Here is a 25,686-nt window from a genome sequence, read left to right on the forward strand (position 1 = left end):
TATGTTTGGAGGAAAAGCACTCAATGAAAAAAATAAACAAAGGAATTTCCGGCCTACTCGCAGGGTTACTTGTTTTTGGCGGTCCTATAACTGCTTTTGGGGCAGCGGGTTCTGAATACATTACCCCGCCAAATGCCAGCTTGCTGGTGCAATATGATTTTAATGAAACCAGCGGGACGATTGCTCATGACAGCTCCGGTCATGGCTATGACGGCGTTCTTTCCAGTGGTGCGGCCTGGACTTCTCAAAGTAAGAACTATGGTGCAATGTCGCTGGACGGAACATCAAATGGCTATCTGACCATTCCCAATGGCGTGATGAATGGAGTTCATAATGTTACGGTTACGGCAGATGTTTATTTGAGAAGCGGAGCCAATGGCTTTATTACCGGACTCGGCTCGGACACCAGCAAATATGTCTATTTGAAAACCAGTTCGGAGGGTGGTTTAAAAACTTCTAAGGGGGATGAGCACTTCTCTGGTTCGGCTCTGCCTAACAATAGTTGGACACACTTCGCTGTAGTCGTAGATAGTGATAATCATAAAGAGTATTTGTATGTCAACGGATCTTTGGCCATAAGTAAATCTATAACAGGCGATCCAAGCGAGATATACGATGCCTCGAAGGCGCTCTCCGGATATATAGGAAAGTCCTTTTGGAGTGATCCGTATGTAAACGGGATTGTAGACAACTACCGAATCTATGGTTCCGCTTTAAATGCTTCCCAAATCAGTGCGTTGGCTGTCATGACGGTAGACACTTCCTCGGTGTCTTCGGTCGATATCGGGACGACGCCAGGTTCCGCACCTGTACTTCCAAGCTTCGTAAAGCTGGCCAATTCCGACGGAACCATGCAAAATATTCCGGTTACCTGGGAGGCCATTCTTCCGTCGAAGTATGAAAAGCCGGGTTCCTTTGATGTGATAGGACATCTGAACAGCGTTAGTCCGGAATTGACCGCTATAGCGCATGTTGCCGTAATGGCCAAACCCGTTTTGTCCGGTAGTGCAACATCGAAAACGAGCGTAAGCTTGAATTGGGCGGCAATCGACAATGCAACCTCTTATCAGATTTACCGCTCTTCGACCTCTGGCAGCGGTTATCAGCAGGTTTATAATGGTCCGGCAACAAGCTATGAGGATCAAGGGTTGAATATGGCAACCACCTATTATTATGTGATGACCGGATCGATCGGCCAAGTGCAATCTGTATATTCCAATGAATTGGCGGTCAGTACAGAGACGGAGATTACGGCGGCGCCGGCTGGCCTTGCCCAGAACCCGTATAAATTCCCTTACCGTACCCAATTCACCTGGAATCCGGTTCCATTAGCAGATAAATATAATATTTATCGCTCGGAAAGTGAAGAGGGTACCTATACCCTGATTGGCAATACTGCTAATACAACCTATGAAGATTTGGATGTATATCAGGATTCTACCTACTATTACAAAGTAACTTCGGTGAACCGGGCGGGGGAAAGTGTCAAGTCGGCCTCATTGAAGGCAACGACCAGCAAGGATACTGTGCCTAAAACAGTGCTTACTTCCACTGGTCAAACCGAGTCAACTGTTTCATTGAACTGGCAACCCATGCCGGATGCTACAAGTTATACCGTTTACAGAAGCATGACTGCCGGAAGCGGTTATTCCCCAGTCGACACTGGGATGAAGACAAGTTATGTAGACAATAATCTCATCACCGGTTCCAGCTATTATTATGTGGTGACCTATACAAGCCCACTGGGTACATCCGTTTATTCGAACGAGGTGAAAGTGACCACGGCATCTGTATCTGTTTCGGCTCCTTCCGCGTTGAAGGTGACGGCAAGCTACATTAACGCTGTTTCCCTTTCTTGGAATAAGGTGATCGGCGCCACGAGCTTCAATGTATACCGCTCCAATGCAGCTGACGGAGAATATATCAAAATTGCGGGCTCTGCTGATAATATGTATAAAGATTCCGGTCTGGAGCCTGGAACGACCTATTACTATAAGCTCTCCTCAGTAAACGGGGGCGGCGAAAGCAAGCTTTCCATTGCCATTGCAGCTACTACATCCTCAGCTGATGACTTGATTTATAATAACGAGGCAATCAAGTACGATACGGACGGCAACGTTCTCCCATCGGGCGGCGAAGGCTTTCTGCAAGTTGGAGATACCTATTATATGTATAGCGGTGTGTCCACAGAAGGACAATCAGTAAACAATCTTGGGGTGTACTCGTCCAAGGATTTGGTTCACTGGAAATACGAGAATACGGTATTCTCGAGTGAAACGGTTGACGAGAACGGTAATCATCCGCCCGAACTTACGAACGGATTCAAGAACGAACGGGTGAAAGTCGTTTATGATGACAAGCTGGACAAGTATATCATGGTCTTCCACTATGAAAACGCAGTAGATTATTCTTTAGGTATGATCACTGTTTCAATGTCAGACTCCCCGACGGAACCTTTCACTTACATTAAGACCTACCATCCTGATGGCATGGAAGCCAGGGATGGTACATTATATAAGGATGTTGACGGGTCTGTATATTATATTGTTACTGCAAACAGAGCACCAGACGGAGCTAACTCCAAGCTTACCATGTTCAGATTCGCGGATGACTATCGCAGCGCCAAGCAAGTGTATAATATATATGGCGGTCCAGACTTCAACGGCACCTATGCAGGTAGAGAAGCGCCTGCTATCGTGAAGAGGGATGGAATATATTACCTGATAACTTCAAACGCCGCAGGCTGGTTCCCTAGCCAGGCCATGTATTCCACTGCAGAGGCCGCTACTCTTGCCGATACTACTGCGTCCTCTTGGAAGGGGGATACGCCTGTCAATCCATGGGGTGGAAAGGATCTGGGCAAAGGCTTCCTTGTGGGCAACTCCGTTGCGTTCAGTTCACAATCTACTTATCTTATGCCGGTTACAGGAACGCACGGTACTTCGTATATTTTGATGAGTGACCGCTTGAAGAGTCCGCTTGAAGCAGGCGGTACGGTATGGTTCCCGGTTCAGATTGACAATGGGAAATTATCTTTCGACTATTCCCCAACCATCAAAATTAATACGACCACCGGTGAAGTCGCCAATGTATATGAAGGATCGCTGATTTCTCAAGGGAAACCGGCCCAAGCATCTAATGTGAAACCCTCAAGTGATGGCGTCGATTATACGGCGAATCTTGCCAATGATGGCGATTATTCCACAGAGTGGAGCGCTAACGGATCGAATTATCCGGCATGGTGGAGCGTCGATCTGGGGCAGAATTACAATATTAATCAGGTACAATTAAGCTGGTATCTCATTGGTGGATCAGAGGGGATCTATAACTACAAAATCTGGGTAAGCGATGATGGAGTGAACTATACCCTGGCGCTTGACCATTCCTCTGGCAATGCATACTACGGCTTCAACTCCGATCAGCTCTCAGATGTGACCGGACGTTATGTTAAGGTTGAAATTCTGGGATGCAGCGTCTGGTGGTACGAACCCCAATTATATGAAGTGAAAATATTTGGCAGTGCTGTAGAGCACTCGGTAAGCATTACAACACCAGACAGTAAAGGAAGTTACGTTTACCAGATTCCGTACAGCATCTACAATTTTCCGGCAACTAGCGATTATACACTGAATTTGGGCAATGTCTCGATTCAGATGCCAATCTCGGTGTTGTTTGAGAAACAAGGTACGGGCACACTGACAGTATCACAGGACAAGACTTCCCCAGAGACCGCAACGAATATTACTGCGGCTGCAGCATCAGCCAGCCAAGAGGTAGCAGGTACCTTCGATTTGAATATGAAGAATTCTGTTACCGGAGCTGTACATGATCTGGGCACAGCCGTTCAAGTCACTGTACACCTTACACCGGAAATGCTGGCCAAATTGGAAGGTAAAGGGACTCCGGGCTTGTACTATTATGATGCTGAGAACAATTCTTTGAGCAAAACGGATGCTGCTTTTAATTTGAACGACAATACAGCCACGTTTACAACCACACATTTAAGTACATTCGTAGTTACAGCAGACATTAGCCAGACTAATCAGAACAATGCGGAAACGGTTATCGCACTCATCAATAATCTGCCAGCAGACATTAGCTTAAGTGATGAGGCTGCAGTTGCTGGCGCAAGAGCTGCCTATAATGCGCTCACAGATCAACAAAAGTCGCTGGTGCCAGCGGACGTGCAGAACAAGCTGGCAGCTGCTGAGCTCACCATTACCCGATTGAAGAACAGAGAGGTCTCCTCCATCACAGTTGAGAGTAATATTCTGCTGGTTGGACGGTATGCGTTCGACTTAAGTGTGAAGGCCGCGGTCTCCGGATACAGCCTGAACAACTTCATTAATGCAGCTCAAACTGTATACCATGCAGACGGCGTTAACCATGTGTACTTTAAATTAGCCGGTAAATGGTACGACATTGTTAATGATCCGGCTATGATAACACCGCTAGATCCATCAACAATCAACGGTGACGGGTTATTCGACCACATGAATATGCAGTGAAATAAACAATACTCTGACCTGGGAAGGTATTCCCAGGTCTTTTTTTGGCGAATTATAAAGAACAGGAGAAGAAGCTGGCCTTTTCCCCGTCCAATATGGCCAAAGGGAAGGGATAACGCCCGTCTAATCGCCAAACAACGAAGAAACCCAGACGTCCGGAACAAGACGCTGGGTTTCTTGACATTCTGACAGCCCGTTAAATGACGAACTGTTTTTTTGAAATCTGCCAACTTTAATATATTGGGATAGTAGGGTATGTATGGAAATCACTATGCAACTTTCAGAGGAAAACATAGGCGGTGATCATGAGAAGACGGAGAGCTGTAACAGACCGTCCCACATGCCGGGTGGTACCCGTCCATTACCCATTAACAGCTGATACGGCTGCATCCAATGCCCGAACAACTTTATCACACCAAACATCGAATTCCTTATCTTCCTTTTGATGTTCAGGATGGGCTAAAATATACTTAATCGTTTCCTTAATCCCTTGATCGAGCCTTGTAGTTGCAACAAATTCAGGAACAAGCCTCTTCAGTTTTGAATTATCGAACACTACAGAATTCGCCTTATCTCCCAGCAGCCCACCCCTGTAATCTTCTTTGCTGCACGCAGCCAGAAACTCCGAAGCAACATGAACAGCGTTAAGCTCTACTCCCAAGGCATCGGCAATGATCTGGTAGATTTGATTCCAGGTAACCGTCTCGTCCGAAGTGATATGAATCGATTCGCCTATCGCGTGAATATTGCCCATTAATCCAATGAAGCCTTTAGCAAAATCACGACTGTGTGTCATTGTCCATAACGATGTGCCGTCCCCATGAATGATCACAGGCTTCTTTTCCAGCATGCGCTTAGCAACCTGCCATGTCCCCTTGCTTCCATGCACGCCAAGCGGGAGCGATCGCTCATCATAAGTATGGCTTGGTCTTATAATCGTAATTGGAAAACCTTGCTCGCGATACTGTTTCAGCAGGTAATCCTCGCAGGCAATCTTGTTCCTGGAGTACTCCCAATAGGGATTGGATAACGGGGTTCCCTCCGTAATTCTATAATCGGACAATGGAGTCTGGTATGCGGAAGCAGAGCTAATGAACATGAACTGCTTCGTCTTATCCTTAAATAAGCGATAGTCTCTTTCCAATTGAGCAGGTACGAATGCGATAAAATCAGCAACGACGTCGAACGTCAGATTTTCAATAAGTTTAGCTACATGTTCTTCATCATTAATATCGGCTTGAATAATGTTTACACCCGATGGCAATGTCTCATTTCTGCTGCCCCTATTAAGCAGATAGAGCTCGCATCCGTTTTCCAACAATGGCTTGGTAATCGCCGAACTGATCGTCCCCGTCCCTCCGATAAATAGCGCTTTCATAACCCACCTCCGTTAATGTGCGACAACAAAAATGCGGCTGCATAACCTTACGATAACACGCGTTCACAGCTATGACAAATGGAATCGACACGGATATGCCGCTGGCGTCATATTCCTATGTGCTCGTGCGCCGCCACGTTTCTGAGGTGTTTTTCAGCCGTGCGAATACTGCTCTTCACCGGACAAATGCTCGAGAATAACCGGAATATCTCTCCCCAGCTTGTGAAGTTCTCGTAAAAGAACGTCATAAGCAAGCGCGCCTCTCAGCTTCGCAAGTCTGACCGCCGCTAATCCGATTGGACCGCAGCCGATGACAACGACATAATCTTCGGCCTTCATTGAAGTCCGGCTGATCGCTGAATAGGGAGTCCCCCAATTATCGAAAATTAAGCTGCCGACCTCATAGCTTACGGAGTGATCAAGCTTCAGGCAGTTCCGCTCGGGAACGACGAATTTCTCCGAGAAGCCAAACCCCATATGTGTGACCCCGTTCGGGCACCTGACGAATTGTCCAGCTTGGCAGACTTCGCAAGTGCCGCATCCTTTTACGTTATTTACAGCAACACGGTCGCCAACTTTTAACTTCGCAACATCAGCTCCAACAGCAACAACTTCACCAGAGGCCTCATGACCTGCAACGTAATCGCTCGGTTACTCCACATACCAGAACCATTTATCAGAGCCACAGATGCCGCAAGCTTGCATATCGATCAATACCTCGTTGGGTGCCAATGCCGGAATCTCCGCCGTTACGACTCTGAGATCCTGCGGTCCAAAGGCTTTGATTTGTTTCATATGCCCCTCCGTTAAGTAGTTCAATTATTTTGTTAGTTTTATTATATAATAACAACGTTAATATTGCTAACAATATGCTATCAAATTTAATGTTTACAGTGTAAAATAGGAGATAATAACGATTGTTATTCCGATATCATTAGCAAATTAAATACTGAATACAAGGAGGGCTTATAATGGTAAACGCACAAGGACGATGGGCACTTATTACAGGGGCAAGCAGAGGCGTAGGTTATGAAACTGCGATCTTCATGGCCAAGCAAGGGTGTAACCTTATTCTGCATAGCCGAAGCTTAGAACATACCAAGATAGTGAAGGAAGAGGTACAAGCGCTTGGTGTTGATGCGTATTGCGTACAAGCCGAGCTTGCCAATCACGAAGAAGTGGTTGCCATGCTCGACGACATTGAAGCTAAAGCAACGCCTGTTGATATTATTTTCAACAATGCAGCCGTGCAAATCGCGTACAGAACAGATTACTGGCAAACTCCGGTGGAAGACTTCGATATGAGCTTCCGAATTAATTTCATTTCCATTGCGACGATTTGCCACCGATTGATTCCTAAAATGATTGAACGGGGCTTTGGTCGTGTCATCAATACGACAAGCGGAATTAAGAATGAACCTGAGCAGGCAGGATATGCGGCAAGCAAAGCAGCTCTTGATAAATTCACGAAGGATTTGGCATCGAGGCTGGAAGGCACCAACGTTATGATTAATATTACGGATCCAGGGTGGTGCAGAACCGATCTAGGAGGCCCGAATGCGCCTGGAGCAGTGGAGAACGTTATTCCCGGAATCGCGGTGGGTGCCTTTGTGGATGACAAAAAGAGCGGACGATTCCTCCATGCGCAGAATTTTACTGGCATGACATTGGAAGCAGCCGTTGCTAAAGCGGAAACAATCGAAGCTAATCCCTATATTATATAATCTATGAATTCCCAATGAAATTGGAACTCAGCCCATCGTTTGCTGCCGGTACGACGAGTTATACAGTCCGGACGGAAGCCGGGGAGGTCGAAATAGCATCAAAACCGGCGTACTTCGCGGGAAGCAAGAAGGAGTCACCCGCGCCGAGTTTACGGTTATACTGGCAGGTGCTTTGAAACTGGAGGCACAAGGGGCCTCACTGACATTCGCCGATCAAAATCAAATCGGTGAAGGGGGCAAAGCAGGCCATTGCACAGGCGGTCCAAGCGGGTATTGTAAACGGATATACAGATGGCAGTTTCCGTTATTAATAATGGGATGAACGCCTGTGGAGTTTCCTCTATCCAGGTTGCGTCCTAATCTTTTTCTATGACTGGTTCCTATCACATTTTAACGGTAAAAAACGCTAAGCCATTAATAAGAATGGCTTAGCGTTTTTTATACTCTATACATAGTTGCGGCAAAAAAGGGGGCAGGCAAGACGACAAGCCGGCGGGAAATGAAAAGGATGAGATAGACTTTTTACAAAGGGATTTGTTACATTAAGAAATAAAATAAAAAAGAAACTGAGCCTGGTTTAAGAGATTAAGTATGAGAAATCTGGATCCGTGAGGCATTTCTGAATAAAGGTTTTTCTATGCGGTATGATTCCATGACCAATCAGCAGTTTCCTGTTTTGCCGCTAGATGCACTGACTGCACTAAATGAGAAATATTCATTCTCCTTATGGGAACAAGCCGGTGACAACCATAGTGTTGTAAGATTCTGTACCAGCTGGGCTACAAAAAGAGAAAATGTTGAACGGCTCATTGAGGATATTGTGAATTTAGCATAACGGATATCATGCACTTCACACAATCCCCCGCTTAGCCTTCATGCACTTCAGATTGTAGGTGCGCCCGTAAGCTTTGCCATATCGGATGATTTGGTCAAGCATACGGGTGTCCTTCAGTTTGGTGAACGGGCAGGGATCGGGGGCTGTGTTCACTTCCAGAATCCATGGGGTAAGCTGCTGGTCCAAGGCAAGATCAACGCCGATTTCATTAAGCGCCGGATAGACAGAGCTAAGCTGAATGGCGGCTTTCACACCAAGCCCGTTCATTTGTGTGATCAGAGCGCTGCGCTTCTCTAAGCCGGTGTATGCCTTCAGCAATTCCTCCACCGGATATATCGTTCCTCCCTGACTTCCATTCGTAACCACCTTCTGCGGATGCGCGACGCGCCCTGCAGCTCCTGTAGCTTCCCACTTCCCCTTAGGATTACGCTGGACCATCACGCGGATATCAAACGGCCGGCCGCTGTAAGTCAGAAGACGGATGCCCTTCTGCACTAAATAGGATTTCCCCCGCGTCTCCTTCATGATGGCTTGATATGCCTTGTCATAATCACTGAATGTGCTCACCCGTGTACCTGACTGATAGCGGTAGGAGTATTTATTCGTCACGTCAGAGTCTCTTCCGCCAGCGTTGCTCCGGCTTTTATGTGTCCTCTGTTCAACCCGGATAACCCCCTCGCCAAGTGAGCCGCAGCAGGGCTTAATGTACACCATCTGGTATTTTTGCAGCATCGCATGCAGTCCACTCCGGCTCATTCTACGTGTGTCCGGAATATGCCTTTTTAATTCCGGCTTCTCCGCCAGTACCCTTGTCTTCGTCAGTTTATTGGAAATACGGCTGATCTGCTTGTTCATCGTAACCCTCCGTCCGCTAGCTTCTTATAGGCCATAGTACGGTAGAGTGCCGGCTTTTGATTGGGCAGATGCCATGGGCAGAACACACCGGGAGATTGTTACATATGATTATGGAAGGTGTGAATCCAAGAGGCCAGTATGCGGCCGGAGCAGGAGGCGTCCATGATGCTGATGGACAATTGGCGGGATAAAGTGCTTGAAGTGATCGGGCAGTTCCCCTGGTACAAGGGGCTTATTGACGGTGAGAAGGTGAATTACAGCCTGCAGAATCTTCCCCTGATGACCGCGGATATTCTTGAAACCCATTATTATAGCAGCTCACCCGATGCTTCGCTTGCCGTATACCGGACATCGGGCACAAGTACAGGCAGGCGTAAGGCTATAGTCTACTCAGAAGAAGATGACGCCCATTATACCGGTATCAAAACAAAGCTGTTCGGTGAGTTGATTGCTGGCAGCGGATGTGCAAGAGCGCTGGCTGATATGGGAACCGGACATGCAGCAAATACGGCGCTGACCATCTTCGACCGGCTGGGGCTCGTCAGCAGCTCAATTCCTTTCGAGCTGCCGATAGAGCAGCATATCGGGCGGATTCAGGCGTTTAAGCCCGACCTGCTGTATACGATGCCATCTATCCTGGATCATATCGTATATGCTGCTGAAGACCCGCGAACGTTCGGTATCCGCAAGATCATTCTGGTCGGTGAGATCGCTACACTGGAGTGGCAGCGGAACATGGCCCGCCTGTTCGGCCTTGAGCCGCAGGACATTACCGATACGTACGGATCTATTGAAATAGGCACAATCGCGTACTATTCACATGATCTGGGCAGGTATATCTTTGCTGACGGAGTTGTTGCGGAAGTCATCGGGACGGAGGCATTAGGGGAGGGGCTGGACCCGCTGGGCGCCGGCGAAGGGATCCTGGTGCTTACCTCAACCGTCCGCAGGCTGCTGCCCGCCATCCGTTTTGTAACCTATGACGTCGTCAGGGATTTCAGGGCAGTGAAAATAAACGGGATGGAGAAGCAGAGCTTCGGGTCCATCGTCAAGCGGGTGGGCCGCGAGCTGAAGCACGGGGAGAAAATCAGTATCTACGATATTGAACAGGTGGTATACCGTCATCTCCAGGATGCAATGATCCGGGTCCGGGTAAGCAGCAATGCGTTAACCGTGTATATCCAGAGCAGATCGGCGGATCCATCGATAGTTCCGGCGATCAGGGAAGAAATCAGGGAGTGCATCCCGGAGATTGGTCTGATGATCCGGAATCATCTGCTTGACGATATTGAGGTCATTCTGGCATCAGACGGCGTGAAGCCCCAGACCGGACAGGTGAAGAACAAGAAGCTGTATTATCAGAAGGATAAAGTCAATGACCGGGCGGAGCTGAACCTGGACACGGGTATATTATCGGCTATCGGGAAGACGCCATTGATCAAGCTGGACCATCTGTTCCCGCAAAGCGGGTTCAGCGTCTACGCGAAGATGGAGCTGATGAACCCGGGCGGAAGCGCCAAAGACCGTCCGGCACTGTGGATGATCAAGGAGGCTTGGAAGGAAGGCCTCATCGGGCCGGGTACGGTCATTATTGAATCAAGCTCGGGCAATATGGCGATCAGCCTGGCTATGATCTGCAAATATCTGGGGATGAGCTTCATCAGTGTTGTGGATTCCAGAACAACTGAGATGAATCTTCAGATCCTGAAGGCATTGGGGGCAACCATTGATTATATTGACTGTCCCGATTCCGAAACAGGCGAGTTTCTGCCCGCCAGACTGAAGCGTGTGCAGCAGCTGCTCACGGAAATACCGGGCAGCTACTGGCCGAATCAGTATGCGAACCCCAATAATTATCTGTCACACTACCATACCACCATGAAGGAAATCGTGGATGAGCTCGGACAGGTGGATTATCTGTTCTGCGCCGTCAGTACATGCGGCACGATCCGCGGGCTTGCTGAATATGTGAAGGATAAAGGGCTACAGACCAAGATTGTGGCTGTGGATGCAGCGGGCAGCGCAATTTTTGGCGGCAATCAGGAGCAACGGCGGTTCCCTGGATTAGGCGCAGGCATTGTGCCGCCTTTTTGCAGAACAGATCTGATTGACCATATTGTGCATGTTACAGATTCCGATATCGTTAAGGGCTGCCGGGCACTTGCGCAGAAGGAATCGGTTCTGGCCGGAGCGTCCTCCGGTGGGGTTCTTGCTGCCATTAGGCAGATGAAGCAGAAGCTCACTCCCGGTGCTGTCTGCGCCGCTATTCTGCATGATAAGGGCGAACGTTATCTCGATACGGTATTCTCTGACTCATGGATTCAGAGCCAGTTCGGACAGCAGCTGCCGGCAGCAGATGAAGAATTTCTGACTTGACCGCATAAGGAGGAGACAGGTTGCTGTATTTAAATAACAAGGATCTGCTTGCGGTGGGCCTGAACTGGGCGGCCCTTGCAGAGTCAACAGAAGCTGCGGTGCACCTCATCCATTCCGGCGATTACGTGCAGCCGGTAAAGCCTTACCTGAGATACAAGAATCTCCATAACCGGATCATTGCCATGCCGGCATATGCCGGGGGGAATGTGAATACAGCCGGAATCAAGTGGATCTCCAGCTTCCCGGATAATATCGCGTCGGGTCTCCCGCGCGCGCATAGTATCATCGTTTTAAATGACCCTGATACCGGTCAGCCGTCAGCTGTACTGAACTCGCCGCTTCCCAGCATCGTCAGGACGGCTTCGGTCAGTGGGCTGATGATCCGTCATTTTCTGCGGGAACGTGCCTTGGAGCGGATTCAGCTTGGCATTATCGGCTGGGGACCTATCGGGCAATATCATTGTCAAATGGCTATGGCTCTCTTTGGAGACCGGATCGAACGAATCCGTATATTCGATATACGGGGAGCAGACTTGTCAGAAATTCCAGCGCTATACTTGGAGCGGATGGAAGTGGCAGAGACGTGGGCGGATGTCTACCGGCACTCTGATATTCTCATTACATGTACGGTATCCGATCACCGTTATATTGATATTCCTCCCGCCAAAGGCATGCTGCTGCTGAATGTTTCACTTCGTGATTACAAGCCGGAGGCGCTGGCTTCACTGAAAGCCATCGTCGTCGACGACTGGGAGGAAGTGTGCCGTGAGAATACGGATATCGAGCAGCTTCACCTGGAACAGGGACTGAGCCGTGCCGGAACACAGACCCTTGCCGATGTCGTCTGCCGCCACAGTCTCCGTGCATTCGCTGCAGATGAGCCCGTCCTTTTCTGCCCGATGGGCATGGCCATTTTTGATATCGCTACGGCGGTATACTATGTTAAGAAGGCGGGAGAAGCAGGGGTTGGGACTGAGCTCGCTTAAATGAAGAATGGCCTTGATATATGCATAATTTCCCCCACTCCAGCAAATACCAACAATGAGGGGGATGCCGCATGGAACAATACCAAACCGCTAAAGAGCATGATGAACCCGAGAGGCTGTATCCGGATCTTAAGTTCAATGTAGAACGGATGGAGCTGGAGTTCCTCGGCTGCTCAGATATTATGTACCGGAATTGCAGCATCGACGGGATCAACCGGGCAACGCTGATCTACGTGGACGGGATGTGTGATACACATGCCGTGGATGAATTTGTGCTGCGGCCGCTGCTGGAGCATTTCCGCAGAAGCACTGAGGTCAATAAAAGCAGAGATGTAGAGCTGAAAGAGATCTTTATTCCGACACTGCAAATCCGCATCGTCTATGATACGAAGGAAGTTATTCAGGCAATCCTGCGCGGGGAGACGGTCATTTTCACGGAGGGCAATGCCTTCGCAATGGTGGCCAGCCTGATCAAGATGGAGAAACGTTCCATTGAGGAAGCTACATCGGAGAAGGTAGTCCGCGGCCCGCGGGATGCATTCATGGAGACACTGCGGACCAATACCTCCCTGCTCCGGCGGCGCATCCGCTCCTCCAAGCTGAAGCTGGAGAGTATGACGCTCGGCAGTATCACGGAAACGGATATTGTAATCGGCTATATGGAGGGCATCGCCAAGGAGAGCCTGATCAAAGAAGTGAGAGCCCGTCTCCAGAAAATACAAATCGACGGCATCATTCATTCCAGCAATATCGAAGAATATATTGAGGATAATGTGTTCTCGCCTTTTCCGCAAATTCAGAACACGGAGCGGCCCGATGTAGCGGTCTCCAGTATGCTTGAGGGCAAAGTTATTATTATCACGGATAATACGCCGTTTGTACTTATTGTACCGATGACGTACTGGTCGGGACTGCAGGCAGTAGACGATTACACCGACAGATTTATGTATGCTACCTTTGTGCGCTGGATCCGGTATACCTTTGTACATATTTCACTGCTGCTGCCTTCGCTGTATGTAGCCTTAACTACTTACCATCTGCAGGTCGTGCCCACACCGCTGGTGGTTAGTATTGCATTTGCCAGAGAAGGCGTCCCACTTCCGGCTGTTGCCGAGGCTCTGATTATGGAGTTTATCTTTGAAGGTCTGCGTGAGGCGGGAATCAGATTGCCCCAGCAGGTTGGGCCAGCGGTCAGTATTGCCGGTGCGCTCGTTATTGGACAAGCGGTAGTAGCTGCAGGCATCATCTCCACACCGATGGTGATTATTGTGTCTCTGACAGGGATCGCTTCTTTTGCTTTTCCTATATATAACCTGGGAGCTGCCTACCGGATGCTCCGGTTTCCGTTACTCATTGCAGCCGGCATCCTGGGCTTCTATGGAATTGTTTTATTTCTCATCACGCTATCAGTGCATATGGTAACCTTGAAGCCCTTTGGTGTTCCCTATATGGCACCTTATGCACCTCTGTCCATGGAGAATCTGAACGATGTGCTTGTGCGTGCGCCTAAACCCCAGATGCGCAAGCTGATGCCTTGGCTGGCCAAGGGCAAGCCTGAACGGTTCCCTAAGAAGACCAAATAGCAGGCAGGAAAAGGACGTGGGCATATGTTTAGGAGAATAATATTCATATTCCTCGCCTTGTCGTTAGTGTTGACCGGCTGCTGGGACCGTCAGGAATTGAACGACCAGGCGATTGTCCTCGGCTGGGGTATGGACTTGATGGAAGATGGAGAATATCTTGCAACGGCCAACCTCGTGCTTCCGCTTGCCTCCAAATCAGGCGGGCAGCAAGGCGGGGAACAGGCCGGCCAGTCCGGCTTCATGACAGAAAGTGCCTTCGGCAAGAATAACAGGGATGCCGAACAGAATATGCAAAGAAAGCTTTCGCGGGTGCTGTTTCCGGGCCACCGGCGGAATATCTTCATTGGGGAGAAGCTGGCGGAGAAAGGGGTCTTCTCCATCATGGACGAGTATGGCAGAAGCCCGATGGTCCGCCCGCGGTCGAATATTTTTGTCGTCAAAGGCGGGACTGCGCAGGAGGCGATGAGCTTAGCTTACCAGCTCGAAGCCAATCCGGCGATTGCCGTACAGAAAATCCAGGAGAAAAGCGGTGCGCCGATCAGCCGCTCACTGCTGGACTTCTTTATCATGGCGAACGGTACGGGATGCGGCGTCATGCCTGCACTCTCGATTGAAACGCCGGAGGTGAACACGGGCAAGAAGACCTCCAATGACAGCCCGCCGCAAACGACCTTAAGCTTATACGGGGCGGCTGTTTTTAATGAGAAGCTGAAGCTGGCGGGATATCTGAATTATGATGAATTCTGGGTCAGACTCTGGATTACGAACAAGCTGGCCTTCCGGAATTTCACAACAATCATTAACGCGGTAGACGCGGATAAACCAGGCGGGGAGGCAGCAGATGCTCTCTCAGGAGCAACCAGAGGTCAGTCTGTAAGCATTAATGTGGACACCTTCAAGAGTCATATTACGCCTGTTATGACCGGGAGCCTGCCCAAGTTCCGGATCCTGCTGGAGGGCAAGGGATTCATTGAAGAGAATGATTCCCCCCTGGATCTCTCTAAACCGGAAAATGTGAACAAGGTTGAGGCGCGGATGAATCAATATCTCGAAGCGAAGATCAATAAAGTCGTCAAGAAAGTGCAAAAGGAATTTAAATGCGATATCTTCGGGTTCGGGGATACGATTCATCACCGGCATCCCTATCAATGGAAGAAGTATGCTGCAGACTGGGACACCCTATTTCCGGACATTGATCTGGATATTACGGTTAAACTTAACCTCACCGGAACGGGTCTTACAGGTAAATCCCTGCTGCCAACGAGAGACGGCGGTGAAGGGAAATGAAGATCAACAACCGGCAGCTGTTCTGGATGATTATGATGATGGAGATCGGAATCAACCTGCTGATTTCGATGACGGCAACGATCCTCTATGCCAAACAGGACGCGTGGATTTCTTACATTCTGGCTGGATTCATGGGGCTCATCATTACCTATGTTGCCGCCAAGCTCAGCTCCCGTTATCCCCGGCAGACCCTGATGGAGTATAGTGTGACTATTCTGGGGAAATGGGGCGGCAAGCTGATTGTTATTCCGTTCATCCTCCAATGGTTCTGGGTGATCAGTCTGATTCTGCGTGACGAGTTCTTGTTCATCCGCCTGAGCGTCCTCTATAAGACACCTGCCTGGATCGTTATTGGAACGATGCTTGGAGTGGTCCTATACACCGTGTATCATGGAGGAATTGAAGCCATCGGCAGGGTCAGTGAGCTCTGGGGGCCGATCCTGATGATTATTCTAGCCTTGACCTTCGCCTTAACGGCCAACAATCTCAACTGGCCGATGCTGCTGCCCGTTTATGCAGATACCGGACCCGGGCCAATTATGAATGGAGCGCTCGCACCGGTCTCACTGCTTGGCGAATCTGTCCTGCTCATGATGCTGTTTCCCTTTGTGGAGAATGCCGGCAAAGGAACCCGCAAGGCGCTGCTGCTGGGCGTAGCCTTCTCCTCGGTAATGCTGCTGTTTGGCGTACTATGGGTCCTTATGACCTTCGGTCCGGCCATAAGCGGGCGGCTGCAATTCCCTTTCTTTGAGATGGTCAAGCTGGTCTATCTGATGGAGTTTATTCAGAATATGGATATTTTTGTGATGGCGGTCTGGCTGGTCTGCATCTTCGTTAAGCTGTCCATCTATATGTTTATCACCAGCTATGGATTAGCCCAGTGGACCGGCAAGACCGGCAGCTGGAAAAAAATATCCCTGATCGTGGCTGCAGTCTCGTTCATCCTCACCATGCTGGTAATCACGCTGAACCCTCCGGCCGGACTGCTGCTCAAGGGAGTCTGGATCCGTTATGTGCTGCCTGTGAATATGATCGGAATTCCGCTGTTCCTGTGGCTGGTTTCTGCTGTGAAAGAAACCTCTCATACCGATAACCGGCGATAGTCTTATTGCTAAAGAGATAATCGCAGTAAAATACAGCAAGCTTGAACAAAGTCGCGAAAATTGCGACTTTTTTGTTTTATTTACGTATATGTATCTCTATATAGACTTAAATACGTAAAAAGGAGCGATGCATCTTGAATTTCATGAATGGGGATGGCAATAATCCTATCCCGGGACGCAGGCTTCCCGAGCTGAAACCGGGAATGTATAAGAAGATTGGATTAGGGGTAGCCGCTGCCGCTGTGTTGCTTTATCTGGGCTCTTCGTCATTTTATACCGTGCAGGAGCAGGAACGTGCAGCTATCCTGACATTTGGCAAATATACCAGCGAGTCCTCAGCAGGACTTCATTTCAAATGGCCTTATCCAATACAGGAAGTGATTACGGTGCCTGCGGAGCTGACCCAGCGGATACATATCGGGTACCGTCAGGAGGCTGATGGAGCTGTAGCCGTTGAAGATGAAGCGATGATGATTACAGGCGATGAGAACATCGTATCTGCCGATGCTGTAGTACAGTGGAAGATTAGCAATATCCGCAATTATCTGTATAACATTGACGACCCGGACAAATTCCTGCGTAACTCAGCCAGCTCCTCCATCCGTGCGGTCATTGGTTCCGAGAAGCTGGATTATGCAATTACAGACGGAAAGACGGTTATTCAGGATAAGGTCCGGGTGCTGCTAGTAGAGCTGCAGAAGAAATACAACACCGGTATTCAGATCATTGATATCAAATTCCAGGATATTGAGCCGCCTAGCGGCCAGGTAGAGGAAGCTTTCCGCGAGGTTACCAATGCACGTGAAGAGAAGAACACGAAGATTAATAACGCCAAGAAATATGAGAATGATATCATCCCCAAAGCACGCGGTGAAGCGCAGGCGCTGATCGAGAGAGCCGAAGGCGAGAAGAAATCGCGTATCCTGAACGCGCAGGGCGATGTAGCCCAGTTTAACGCTATATTTGCTGAATATAGCAACAATAAGAGCGTAACCGAAAGCCGGCTGATTCTGGAGACGCTGGAGACCATTCTACCTAGCGCCAAAATCTTCATAACCAACTCGAATAGCGATACTGTGAATTATCTGCCGCTGAATGAGCTGATGCGGAGCACTCCGGCCAGCCCGGCAGCTTCAGCCGCGCCGCAAGGAGGAGATGCAGAGTGAAAAGAAACCAGATTATCGGACTGATATCAGCTTTTGTCCTAATTATTCTGCTTGCCGGCTCTATGTATGTTGTAAAGGAAGGCGAATACAAGGTGGTCCTCCGTTTCGGTGAAGCGATGCGTACCGTCGAGGAGCCTGGACTGAGGCTGAAGATCCCTTTTATCGAGAATGTCTCAGCTCTCCCTAAGTATCAGATGACGTACGAAAGCTCACCTACCAGCATTCTGACCAAGGACCAGAAGCCGATTGTGGTTGATAACTATACCGTCTGGAGAATTACCAACGCCTCGCAATTCCTGAGAACTGTACAATCCGTAGGCGGAGGGATTCAGCGTATTGATGAGGCGGTATATAACTCCGTGCGCCGCAAGCTGTCGGAGGTCAATTATGAGAATATTATCAGTGAGGACACCGGACGGGGCAATATTAACGATGAGATCACCAAAGATGTAATTGACGCCTTAACCCGTGATAATTACGGGATTGAAGTGATTGATGTACGGATCAAACGTACGGATCTGCCGGAGGAGAACAAACAAAGTGTATACAACCGGATGATATCGGACCGCCAGTCCATTGCCGCGCGTTATCTGTCCGAAGGTGACGAGGAATCCAAGAAAATAACCTCCAAGGCCGACCGCTCCTCAAGGGAGCTGATGGCCCAGGCCGAAGCCGATTCCAAGAAAATTATCGCTGAAGGAGAAGGGGAAGCCGCCAGGATCTACAACCAGGCCTATGGAAAATCTCCTGAGTTCTACAGCTTTTACCGTACACTGGAGAGTTATGTGACCACGCTGAAGAATGAGCCAGTCATCATGATACCGATTGACTCGCCCTATGCCAAAATATTGATGGGGCAATAACCTGATCTGATATGTTGGCGGGATGTAAATATGAGAGGCCCATGCGGTTTGCGCATGGGCCTCTTTGAAATGCTGCTGAGTGTAACCGCCTATTTTTTCTCACAGCCTACGCCGTCACCGTCATGATCAAGCTTGCGTGAGTATCCTGGTTCCCCGGCGTGAATGGGATCAGCCCCGGCTGCGCGGACGGCATCACAATTCTTGTAGTACACCTCTTGGACTGGTGCTTTAGTGGCTGCAGGTTTGTTGGTGGCTTTGGGCTTGGTTGTGGTGACGGGTTTGTTAGTTGCAACAGGTTTCTGTGTTGGAATGGAGGCAACTGTATTTCTTGAGACACCCGGCTCCTCTGTTGCAACAGACTTCGCGGTGGCCGCAGGAGCTGGTGAAGGTGAGGGTGCTGCAGCGCTTAGAGCCTGGTCTTCGGTTTTGGGAATAATAACGATCGCGATAATGAAACAAATGAGCAGCTGAATGCCTGTGTACTTTGAGACGTTCTTCCGGGTTTGAGTATTCTCAGTTCCCCACCAGATTACTTTCTGCGGGAAGATCATTCCAAATAACCAGAGAGGGATGGCAGCGAGGGCCAGGAACAGGAAATTAAAGGCGATAACCACACGGAAAGGGAAGGATACAAGCAATAGAATTTCAAACACAATTACAATTCCGCTAATGATGAGAGCTATTTTTGAACGTGACATACTAAACTCCTTTAATGTATTGGTTGACTCCAATTAGTTTAGCAATTAAAGGAAGTTGTTTCTATATAGAAACATTGGATCATTCGACAAAAGTGTAAACGATTTTGGGGGTTATTTTGATAGAGAATTACACGAATGTCCATGCTATACTGATGGGGTGTCTTCAAATATCCCTCATTATAGAATCAAAAGGGGATATCACTTATTTTGTAAGGGGTATGTTATGCTTGTTAATTTGCTCATCAATTTTTCATTGCTTACTACGTTTATCTTTTTCGGGGATATGATATTGTCCCACTTAAAAGGAAAGCGGGCGTTCTCCAAGCTTCAATTACATGCTTTATATGGAATCGGGTTTGGACTGTTTGGCATTGTTCAGCTGTATTTTGCTTTTCCCTTAGGCGATGGCACCATTATTGACTTCAGGCAAGTCTCAATTCTGGCATCCGCTTATCTTGGCGGACCTGTTACGGGGATGATTACGACAAGTATAATTGCCCTTTTCCGGTTATTTTTCCTTGGGGAAATTAATCAAGCGACCCTATTGGGCGTTGTAAATATCGGAATTACTTATCTTGTGGGCATTTTTTCTTTTTCACTTAAAACGCCGAATTTTTACCGGTGGCTGATTGCTGCTTGCGGTATGGTAATACTATCCACCTGCATCCTGCTTCCGCTGATAGGCTGGACTAACATAGACACAATTCTGCTGTTTGACCTGATCTGCTTCATGGCCTGCCTGTTCAATTATCTGCTCATTAACCACCTGGAGCAATCCCATGATGCATTACAAATGTTTAAAGAAGCGGCAGAACGGGATTTCCTTACGGGACTCCATAATCCCCGGTCCTTTAATCTGGTATTCAAAAAAACTGCGGAAATGAGTACGCTCAAGAAAGAACCGTTCACCTTGTTATTAATAGATATCGATCATTTTAAGGTTGTAAACGACACCTACGGTCATGCAGCCGGAGATGTCGTCCTGTCTAAACTCGCTGATGTTCTGCAGTCCGGTATCCGTATACGCGATTATTGTGCGCGCAAAGGAGGAGAGGAGTTCGCTGTTCTTCTGCTGCGGTGTACGGCGGATAAAGGCATGGCGGTCGCTGAGAAGCTGCGTTCCTCGGTTCAAGACAGCGCCTTTGTACTTCCTGATCAGTCGCTGCTAAGGATTACGATTTCTGTAGGGGTTTCTTCTTTTCCGGAATCTGCCCCGCTAGAGATGCTGGAGAGAGCCGACGAAGCTTTATACGAGGCCAAAGGAAAGGGCAGAAACCAGGTGTGCTATGCTGAACCGCGTCTTACATGAACTCGGTGATCAGTCAGGCGGTTAACGGACGGGCGTATAACGGAGTACCACGACGCCGGATCCGAAGGCCTTAGTCCCGCTCAGCTTCAGATCCAGCCGGTCATGGACTCCCCCTAACAATTGGGGACCGTGTCCGGCAACCATGGGCTGTACTAGGAAGTGATATTCATCCACCAAGTCTAGCTCTGCCAGAGTGGAGCCCAGCCCGGGACCGCCGTTAACGATCAGGCTCTTTCCTTCTGCCGTAAGCTGCTGCACTTCCTCTGAAACCGGCCCCGTTAGCAAAAAAGAATTCTGCCTCGACACGTGCTCCAGCGTCACATTCATCTGCAGAATTACACGCCCCATATGCATCCTCCTTGTATTACATTTTAGCCTGCCTAATACAACCTTAGTTTAACCGCGGAAGGTGCATTAAACAAACCCGCCCTTTTTTTTATTATCACATTAACAGCTATTGACAATCAGCTACTATGTGTTACTATGTAGTGGTAGTAAGTAATACTGAATACAAGTCATACAGAGTAGTAAGGAGGAATTGTGCTGGATAATCTGACGGAAATGCTCAAGGGCGTACTTGAAGGCTGTATCCTTGAGATAATAAGCCGCAACGAAACCTATGGTTATGAAATCACAAGGCAGCTGAATGCCCTCGGCTTCGCTGATGTTGTAGAGGGAACGGTGTACACCATCCTGATCCGGCTGGAGAAAAGCAAGCTGGTCGATACCACTAAGAAGCCTTCGGATATGGGGCCGCCGCGGAAGTTCTTCGCGCTGAACGATGCGGGGCGTGAGGAGCTGCAGAAGTTCTGGGGGAAATGGGAGTTCGTATCATCCAAAATGAATGAGTTAAAGGAGAGGAAACAATGAATTTTTGGGAAAAAATCACCGGCAGCGACATGACCAAAGAATTCAAAGCTTTTGAGTTGCGGGTAAAAAAGCTCCCGGCTGATTATCAGGCGGCCTGGGAGAAAATTAAAGCCGAGCTTTGGCCGCACTCCGATTTCACCGGCCGCAACCTTATGCCCATTCTTGACGGTGTGCTTGGCCTGCTGGAAGAAACGGCGGCGGACGGCCAGAATGCCGTGGATGTGTTAGGGGACGATATCCGGGGCTTCTGTTCAGCGCTGGCCGGTGAAGAAGGGGCAAAGTCTTACCGCGACAAATGGCGTCAGCAGCTAAATGATAATATCGCCCGGAAATTAGGCAAATAGGAGGAGAATACAATGAAAATAAGGGATATGATTGAGGGCAAAAAAGAGTGGCGGGCGCATGTTGCCCGTGTCAAAGCACTGCCGCAGGATTACCAGATTGTATATAAAGAGCTGCAAAAATATCTGTTTAAGGTTGGTCCAGTGGAGCTGACAGAGGGGAATGGTTTGCTTTCGGGGATTGTCGATCTTTTTGCAGAGGGCGCTACCCTGGGGAAAGGAGTGCTCGAGGTGACAGGCAGTGACGTAGCGGCGTTCTGCGACGATCTAATCAAAGATTCCAAAACCTACGCTGACCTCTATCAGGAATCTGTGGACCAGGAAGTTGCCAAGGCCATGAAAAAGGCTGTGGATAAAACGAAGTGAAAGGGGGAAACGGGATGGGAAATGCCATTGAAGTGAAAGGACTGCGAAAGTCCTTCAATAGTATAGAAGTTCTGAAGGGTGTCGATTTCGAGGTGCGGCGCGGTGAAATTTACGCGCTGCTCGGCTCGAACGGCGCGGGCAAGACGACAATTGTCAGAACTCTCACTACACTGCTCAAACAGGATGGAGGCACCGCTATCGTAAACGGCTTTGACGTCGCATCGAAGCCCGATCATGTACGCCAGTCGATCAGCCTGACCGGACAGTTTGCTGCCGTGGATGAGATATTGACCGGGCGGGAGAATCTGATCATGATCGCCAAGCTCCGGCATCTGAAGAATCCGCTTCAGATAACGGATGATCTATTGAAGCGCTTCGGCTTGACCGAAGCCGGGAGCCGCAGAGTATCAACGTACTCAGGCGGGATGCGCCGGAGACTCGACATCGCCATGAGCCTTGTGGGGGAGCCGCAGCTTATCTTTCTCGACGAGCCGACTACCGGTCTTGATCCCGAAGGGCGGGGCGAGGTCTGGAAAACAGTCAAAGAGCTTGCTGCTAATGGCACGACGGTATTCCTGACCACGCAGTATCTGGAAGAAGCCGAACAGCTGGCAGATCAAATCGCTATTCTGCATGAGGGCAGAATTATCGCGAGCGGTACACTCACCGAGCTGAAGAAGCTGTTTCCGCCTGACAAGGTAGAGTATGTTGAAAAACAACCTACATTAGAGGAGATATTCCTCGCAATTATAGGTAAACGGGAGGGAAAATAAATGGAAGCGATAGGAAAGCACTTTTTCAGCGATATGAGCGTTATGCTTGGACGTTCCATGCGCCATATTATCCGCAGCATGGATACCATTATCACGGTCACCATCACTCCGATCGCCATGCTGCTGCTGTTCGTTTATGTATTCGGCGGTGCAATTCAGACCGGCACCGAGAACTATGTGAATTATCTGCTGCCCGGCATCCTCTTGATCGCCATTGCAAGCGGCATTGCCTATACGGCTTACCGTCTGTTTATGGATATGCAGAGCGGTATCTTCGAACGGTTCCACTCCATGCCGATTGCGCGTTCGGCGGCGCTCTGGGGTCATGTGCTGACCTCACTCGTGTCCAATGCAATATCGGTTGCCGTAATCATTCTCGTAGCGCTTATTATGGGCTTCCGCTCTCCTGCCGGAGTATTATCATGGCTTGCCGTGGCCGGTATACTCGCGCTGTTTACGCTGGCCTTGACCTGGATCGCCGCAATTGCCGGATTGTCCGCCAAATCGGTGGACGGCGCAGGCGCGTTTTCCTACCCGCTAATCTTCCTTCCCTTCATCAGCTCCGCGTTTGTGCCTACAGAAACGATGCCGCGGGCTGTCCGCGCCTTTGCCGAGAATCAGCCAGTGACTTCCATAGTGGAAACTATGCGCGCCCTGCTGGCGGGGCAGCCTGCCGGACATGACATTTGGGCTGCACTTGCCTGGTGCCTGGGGATACTGATAGTTGCCTATCTGTTTGCGATGCGCGTGTATAAACGGAAGGCGGCGTGAACGGCTGTCCAGAACTTAGCGGCAAAAGCATGGCGCCTCCCGATACTTCCGGGGCAGGCGCCATTTTTACGTCTAATGATTAGGTGACATCCGTCAACATTCCCCTCAATATGCAGACCATATTCGGGTTCATAGAACAGCTGCATCCGCTGGTTGGTTTTTGAGTACGTAGCTACGGTTTTGCCGATTCATCTACTTTTTGTGGCTGATTTCTGATAACTTGTCATGAAATCCTGCACATAATACAACATTTCCCTTCTCTTATCGCCCCAAATCCGGAACTGTTGTATGAAATGCAGGATTTTACCTTTTTCAGGCGGCTCAGCCGAATTATTATTGTATTTCATACAACAATCCTCCCGGACACCTAGCTATCAATGATCCAAAGTTGTAAAACGTACAACATTTATGTCTACAGTATTTACTGAAAAGTCTCTATTCTGCAGCTGCACCCTCTGCCCTTATATATTCAGAGAATCCAGTGAGCATAATCTAAATTTTCACCTTTCCTTTGACAATTCAGGTTATAATGACCATGTATATTGCAGGATATTTGGAAGGCTATAGCCATTAAGCCACTAGATTCTGTGATTTTACACCCCATTAACATGCTTCAGATGTTCACGTGATATAACTGAAACAATCGGTTATCAGAGGAGAAGATTAGATGAAGCTGAGTAAAGAGGAGAAATCATGGATTCTGTATGACTGCGGGAATTCTGCCTATTCGATGGCGGTGACCACAGCGCTTTTGCCCATTATCTTCGGGATGTTCACGACTGTGGGCAGCAGTATGGATTTGGGCTATTTCAATTCCATTGCCAGTATTCTGGTGGCGGTGTTAAGTCCCATCCTGGGGACAATTGCCGATTACAAGGACCGGAAGAAGCGCTTCTTTATTTTCTTTGCTGCGCTTGGCGTACTGGCTACAGCCTCTCTGGCTTTTGTTTCACCGGATAGCGGGCAGTGGCAGCTGCTGATTGCCTTTTATATTTTATCAGCGGTCGGATTTGCCGGGTCCAATATCTTCTACGACTCCTTCCTGGTAGATATTACGGACGACGAACGGATGGATAAGGTCTCCACGAGAGGGTTTGCGTTCGGCTATATCTTCAGCTGCATTCCGTTCGGAATCAGCCTGCTGCTGATCTTCATGATGGGGATGGACAAGGCCATCGGGTACCAGATCGGGTTCATCATTACGGCGCTTTGGTGGGGACTGCTCACTGTGCCGATGATTAGGGACGTGAAGCAGAGATACTATATTGAGCCAGAGCCTAAGCCGGTTGCGAACAGTTTCCGGAGACTGGCCGTAACCTTCAGCAATATCCGCCAGCACAAAATTGTCTTTGTATTTCTCCTTGCGTATTTCTTCTATATTGACGGGGTAGATACCATTATCAAAATGGTTGTTCCGTATGCCACCTCCGTGCTGGGCGCGGATTCTTTGGATACCTTTACGCTGCTGGGGATTCTGCTTATTATCCAGATTATTGCGTTCCCCTGCGCGATCCTCTACGGGAATCTGGCCAAAACCTATTCCGCCCGTACAATGATCATTGCCGGGATTTTCACCTACATCATCTCCTGTATTGCAGCTTTCTTCATCACTTCCGTGTGGCATATCTTTATTCTGGGTGCGCTGATTGGTTCGGCCCAGGGCGGGATTCAGGCGCTTAGCCGGTCGTATTTCGCCAAAATCATACCAAAGGAGAATTCCAATGAATTCTTCGGATTCTATAACATCTTTGGCAAGTTCGCGGCGATACTCGGCCCTGCACTGATGGCACTGACAACTACACTAACCGGCAATGCCAGCTATAGTATTTTATCGATTATTCCGCTGTTTCTGATTGGCTTCTTCATCTTTATAACTCTGCCTAAGGGGAACTGA

Annotated in this window: 22 protein-coding genes and 3 pseudogenes; 18 read left to right on the forward strand and 7 right to left on the reverse strand. The window is 49.0% G+C overall.

Annotated elements, in window-relative coordinates; all coding sequences use genetic code 11:
- Nucleotides 1–23 precede the first annotated feature (23 nt).
- Entirely contained in the window at nucleotides 24–4,508 is a 4,485-nt protein-coding gene (locus tag PBOR_RS13340) for a LamG-like jellyroll fold domain-containing protein (RefSeq protein WP_042212302.1), read from the forward strand.
- Between the two features lie 361 nt (nucleotides 4,509–4,869).
- Here the strand turns inward: PBOR_RS13340 and PBOR_RS13345 are convergent, their stop codons facing one another.
- The 3 genes and pseudogenes from PBOR_RS13345 to PBOR_RS38460 form a co-directional block, all read right to left on the reverse strand.
- A complete protein-coding gene (locus PBOR_RS13345) occupies nucleotides 4,870–5,886 on the reverse strand; it encodes an SDR family oxidoreductase (RefSeq protein ID WP_042212305.1) in 1,017 nt (338 codons plus the stop codon).
- A 153-nt stretch (nucleotides 5,887–6,039) separates the two neighbouring features.
- Nucleotides 6,040–6,516: pseudogene (locus PBOR_RS38350) on the reverse strand (alcohol dehydrogenase catalytic domain-containing protein); the annotation flags it as partial.
- A gap of 21 nt (nucleotides 6,517–6,537) precedes the next feature.
- Nucleotides 6,538–6,681 carry an alcohol dehydrogenase catalytic domain-containing protein gene (locus tag PBOR_RS38460; RefSeq protein WP_157764027.1) on the reverse strand — a complete coding sequence of 48 codons (144 nt, stop codon included), beginning with the start codon at nucleotides 6,679–6,681 and terminating at the stop codon, nucleotides 6,538–6,540.
- 176 nt (nucleotides 6,682–6,857) lie between these two features.
- Between PBOR_RS38460 and PBOR_RS13355 the strand changes: the two genes are divergently transcribed.
- The 3 genes and pseudogenes from PBOR_RS13355 to PBOR_RS13360 form a co-directional block, all read left to right on the forward strand.
- Nucleotides 6,858–7,610: an SDR family NAD(P)-dependent oxidoreductase gene (locus PBOR_RS13355; protein ID WP_042212311.1), complete on the forward strand. Its 753-nt coding sequence runs from the start codon at nucleotides 6,858–6,860 to the stop codon at nucleotides 7,608–7,610.
- Nucleotides 7,611–7,837: 227 nt separating this feature from the next.
- Entirely contained in the window at nucleotides 7,838–7,921 is an 84-nt protein-coding gene (locus tag PBOR_RS38565; RefSeq protein ID WP_425415537.1) for an S-layer homology domain-containing protein, read from the forward strand.
- Nucleotides 7,922–8,244: 323 nt separating this feature from the next.
- Nucleotides 8,245–8,445: pseudogene (locus PBOR_RS13360) on the forward strand (low specificity L-threonine aldolase); the annotation flags it as partial.
- A gap of 15 nt (nucleotides 8,446–8,460) precedes the next feature.
- Here the strand turns inward: PBOR_RS13360 and PBOR_RS13365 are convergent.
- A complete protein-coding gene (locus PBOR_RS13365) occupies nucleotides 8,461–9,300 on the reverse strand; it encodes a YheC/YheD family protein (protein WP_042212317.1) in 840 nt (279 codons plus the stop codon).
- 162 nt (nucleotides 9,301–9,462) lie between these two features.
- On the opposite strand from PBOR_RS13365, the gene sbnA reads away from it, so the two are divergent.
- The 7 genes from sbnA to hflC all read left to right on the forward strand — a co-directional run bounded on the left by sbnA (nucleotide 9,463) and on the right by hflC (nucleotide 18,664).
- Nucleotides 9,463–11,676, forward strand: coding sequence for a 2,3-diaminopropionate biosynthesis protein SbnA (gene sbnA, locus PBOR_RS38465; protein ID WP_342671112.1), 2,214 nt, complete (start codon nucleotides 9,463–9,465; stop codon nucleotides 11,674–11,676).
- A 20-nt stretch (nucleotides 11,677–11,696) separates the two neighbouring features.
- On the forward strand, nucleotides 11,697–12,662 hold the full coding sequence (locus tag PBOR_RS13380) for an ornithine cyclodeaminase (RefSeq protein ID WP_042212319.1): 966 nt from the start codon (nucleotides 11,697–11,699) through the stop codon (nucleotides 12,660–12,662).
- 71 nt (nucleotides 12,663–12,733) lie between these two features.
- On the forward strand, nucleotides 12,734–14,245 hold the full coding sequence (locus PBOR_RS13385; RefSeq protein WP_042212322.1) for a spore germination protein: 1,512 nt from the start codon (nucleotides 12,734–12,736) through the stop codon (nucleotides 14,243–14,245).
- A gap of 24 nt (nucleotides 14,246–14,269) precedes the next feature.
- Nucleotides 14,270–15,532, forward strand: coding sequence for a Ger(x)C family spore germination protein (locus PBOR_RS13390; protein WP_081972033.1), 1,263 nt, complete (start codon nucleotides 14,270–14,272; stop codon nucleotides 15,530–15,532).
- The gene (locus tag PBOR_RS13395; protein WP_042212326.1) at nucleotides 15,529–16,635 is read left to right on the forward strand and encodes a GerAB/ArcD/ProY family transporter; all 1,107 of its coding nucleotides are present in this window, start codon (nucleotides 15,529–15,531) and stop codon (nucleotides 16,633–16,635) included. Before PBOR_RS13390 ends, PBOR_RS13395 begins: the two co-directional genes overlap by 4 nt.
- A gap of 143 nt (nucleotides 16,636–16,778) precedes the next feature.
- Complete coding sequence (gene hflK / locus PBOR_RS13400; protein ID WP_081972368.1) at nucleotides 16,779–17,801, forward strand: FtsH protease activity modulator HflK; 1,023 nt, start codon at nucleotides 16,779–16,781, stop codon at nucleotides 17,799–17,801.
- Nucleotides 17,798–18,664 (forward strand): protease modulator HflC, encoded by an 867-nt coding sequence (gene hflC, locus PBOR_RS13405; protein ID WP_042212328.1) that lies wholly within the window; start codon nucleotides 17,798–17,800, stop codon nucleotides 18,662–18,664. Before hflK ends, hflC begins: the two co-directional genes overlap by 4 nt.
- A gap of 89 nt (nucleotides 18,665–18,753) precedes the next feature.
- Here the strand turns inward: hflC and PBOR_RS38050 are convergent.
- A pseudogene (locus tag PBOR_RS38050) lies at nucleotides 18,754–18,936 on the reverse strand (excalibur calcium-binding domain-containing protein); the annotation flags it as partial.
- A gap of 709 nt (nucleotides 18,937–19,645) precedes the next feature.
- Here PBOR_RS38050 and PBOR_RS38355 point away from each other — a divergent pair.
- A complete protein-coding gene (locus PBOR_RS38355; protein ID WP_281192351.1) occupies nucleotides 19,646–20,671 on the forward strand; it encodes a diguanylate cyclase in 1,026 nt (341 codons plus the stop codon).
- Nucleotides 20,672–20,692: 21 nt separating this feature from the next.
- On the opposite strand, the gene PBOR_RS13420 is transcribed toward PBOR_RS38355, so the two are convergent.
- Nucleotides 20,693–21,019 (reverse strand): dihydrofolate reductase family protein, encoded by a 327-nt coding sequence (locus PBOR_RS13420; RefSeq protein ID WP_245648162.1) that lies wholly within the window; start codon nucleotides 21,017–21,019, stop codon nucleotides 20,693–20,695.
- Between the two features lie 213 nt (nucleotides 21,020–21,232).
- Here PBOR_RS13420 and PBOR_RS13425 point away from each other — a divergent pair, with 213 nt between their 5' ends.
- Genes PBOR_RS13425 through PBOR_RS13445 form a run of 5 tightly spaced genes read left to right on the forward strand, consistent with a single transcriptional unit; the run spans nucleotide 21,233 to nucleotide 23,792 of the window.
- Nucleotides 21,233–21,541, forward strand: a complete 309-nt coding sequence (locus PBOR_RS13425; RefSeq protein ID WP_281192352.1) for a PadR family transcriptional regulator — start codon at nucleotides 21,233–21,235, stop codon at nucleotides 21,539–21,541.
- Nucleotides 21,538–21,885, forward strand: a complete 348-nt coding sequence (locus tag PBOR_RS13430) for a DUF1048 domain-containing protein (RefSeq protein WP_042212333.1) — start codon at nucleotides 21,538–21,540, stop codon at nucleotides 21,883–21,885. The genes PBOR_RS13425 and PBOR_RS13430 overlap by 4 nt, the downstream gene beginning before the upstream one ends.
- A 12-nt stretch (nucleotides 21,886–21,897) precedes the next feature.
- Nucleotides 21,898–22,248, forward strand: a complete 351-nt coding sequence (locus PBOR_RS13435) for a DUF1048 domain-containing protein (protein WP_042212335.1) — start codon at nucleotides 21,898–21,900, stop codon at nucleotides 22,246–22,248.
- Nucleotides 22,249–22,262: 14 nt separating this feature from the next.
- Complete coding sequence (locus tag PBOR_RS13440; protein WP_042212338.1) at nucleotides 22,263–23,021, forward strand: ABC transporter ATP-binding protein; 759 nt, start codon at nucleotides 22,263–22,265, stop codon at nucleotides 23,019–23,021.
- Complete coding sequence (locus PBOR_RS13445; protein ID WP_042212340.1) at nucleotides 23,022–23,792, forward strand: ABC transporter permease; 771 nt, start codon at nucleotides 23,022–23,024, stop codon at nucleotides 23,790–23,792. It begins immediately after the preceding gene.
- A 188-nt stretch (nucleotides 23,793–23,980) separates the two neighbouring features.
- Here PBOR_RS13445 and PBOR_RS36965 read toward each other — a convergent pair whose 3' ends face one another.
- The gene (locus PBOR_RS36965; RefSeq protein ID WP_157764030.1) at nucleotides 23,981–24,139 is read right to left on the reverse strand and encodes a hypothetical protein; all 159 of its coding nucleotides are present in this window, start codon (nucleotides 24,137–24,139) and stop codon (nucleotides 23,981–23,983) included.
- Between the two features lie 320 nt (nucleotides 24,140–24,459).
- Here PBOR_RS36965 and PBOR_RS13450 point away from each other — a divergent pair, with 320 nt between their 5' ends.
- Nucleotides 24,460–25,686, forward strand: a complete 1,227-nt coding sequence (locus tag PBOR_RS13450) for an MFS transporter (RefSeq protein WP_042212343.1) — start codon at nucleotides 24,460–24,462, stop codon at nucleotides 25,684–25,686.

It is taken from the genome of Paenibacillus borealis, from assembly GCF_000758665.1.
Classification (GTDB): Bacteria; Bacillota; Bacilli; order Paenibacillales; family Paenibacillaceae; genus Paenibacillus_AQ; species Paenibacillus_AQ borealis.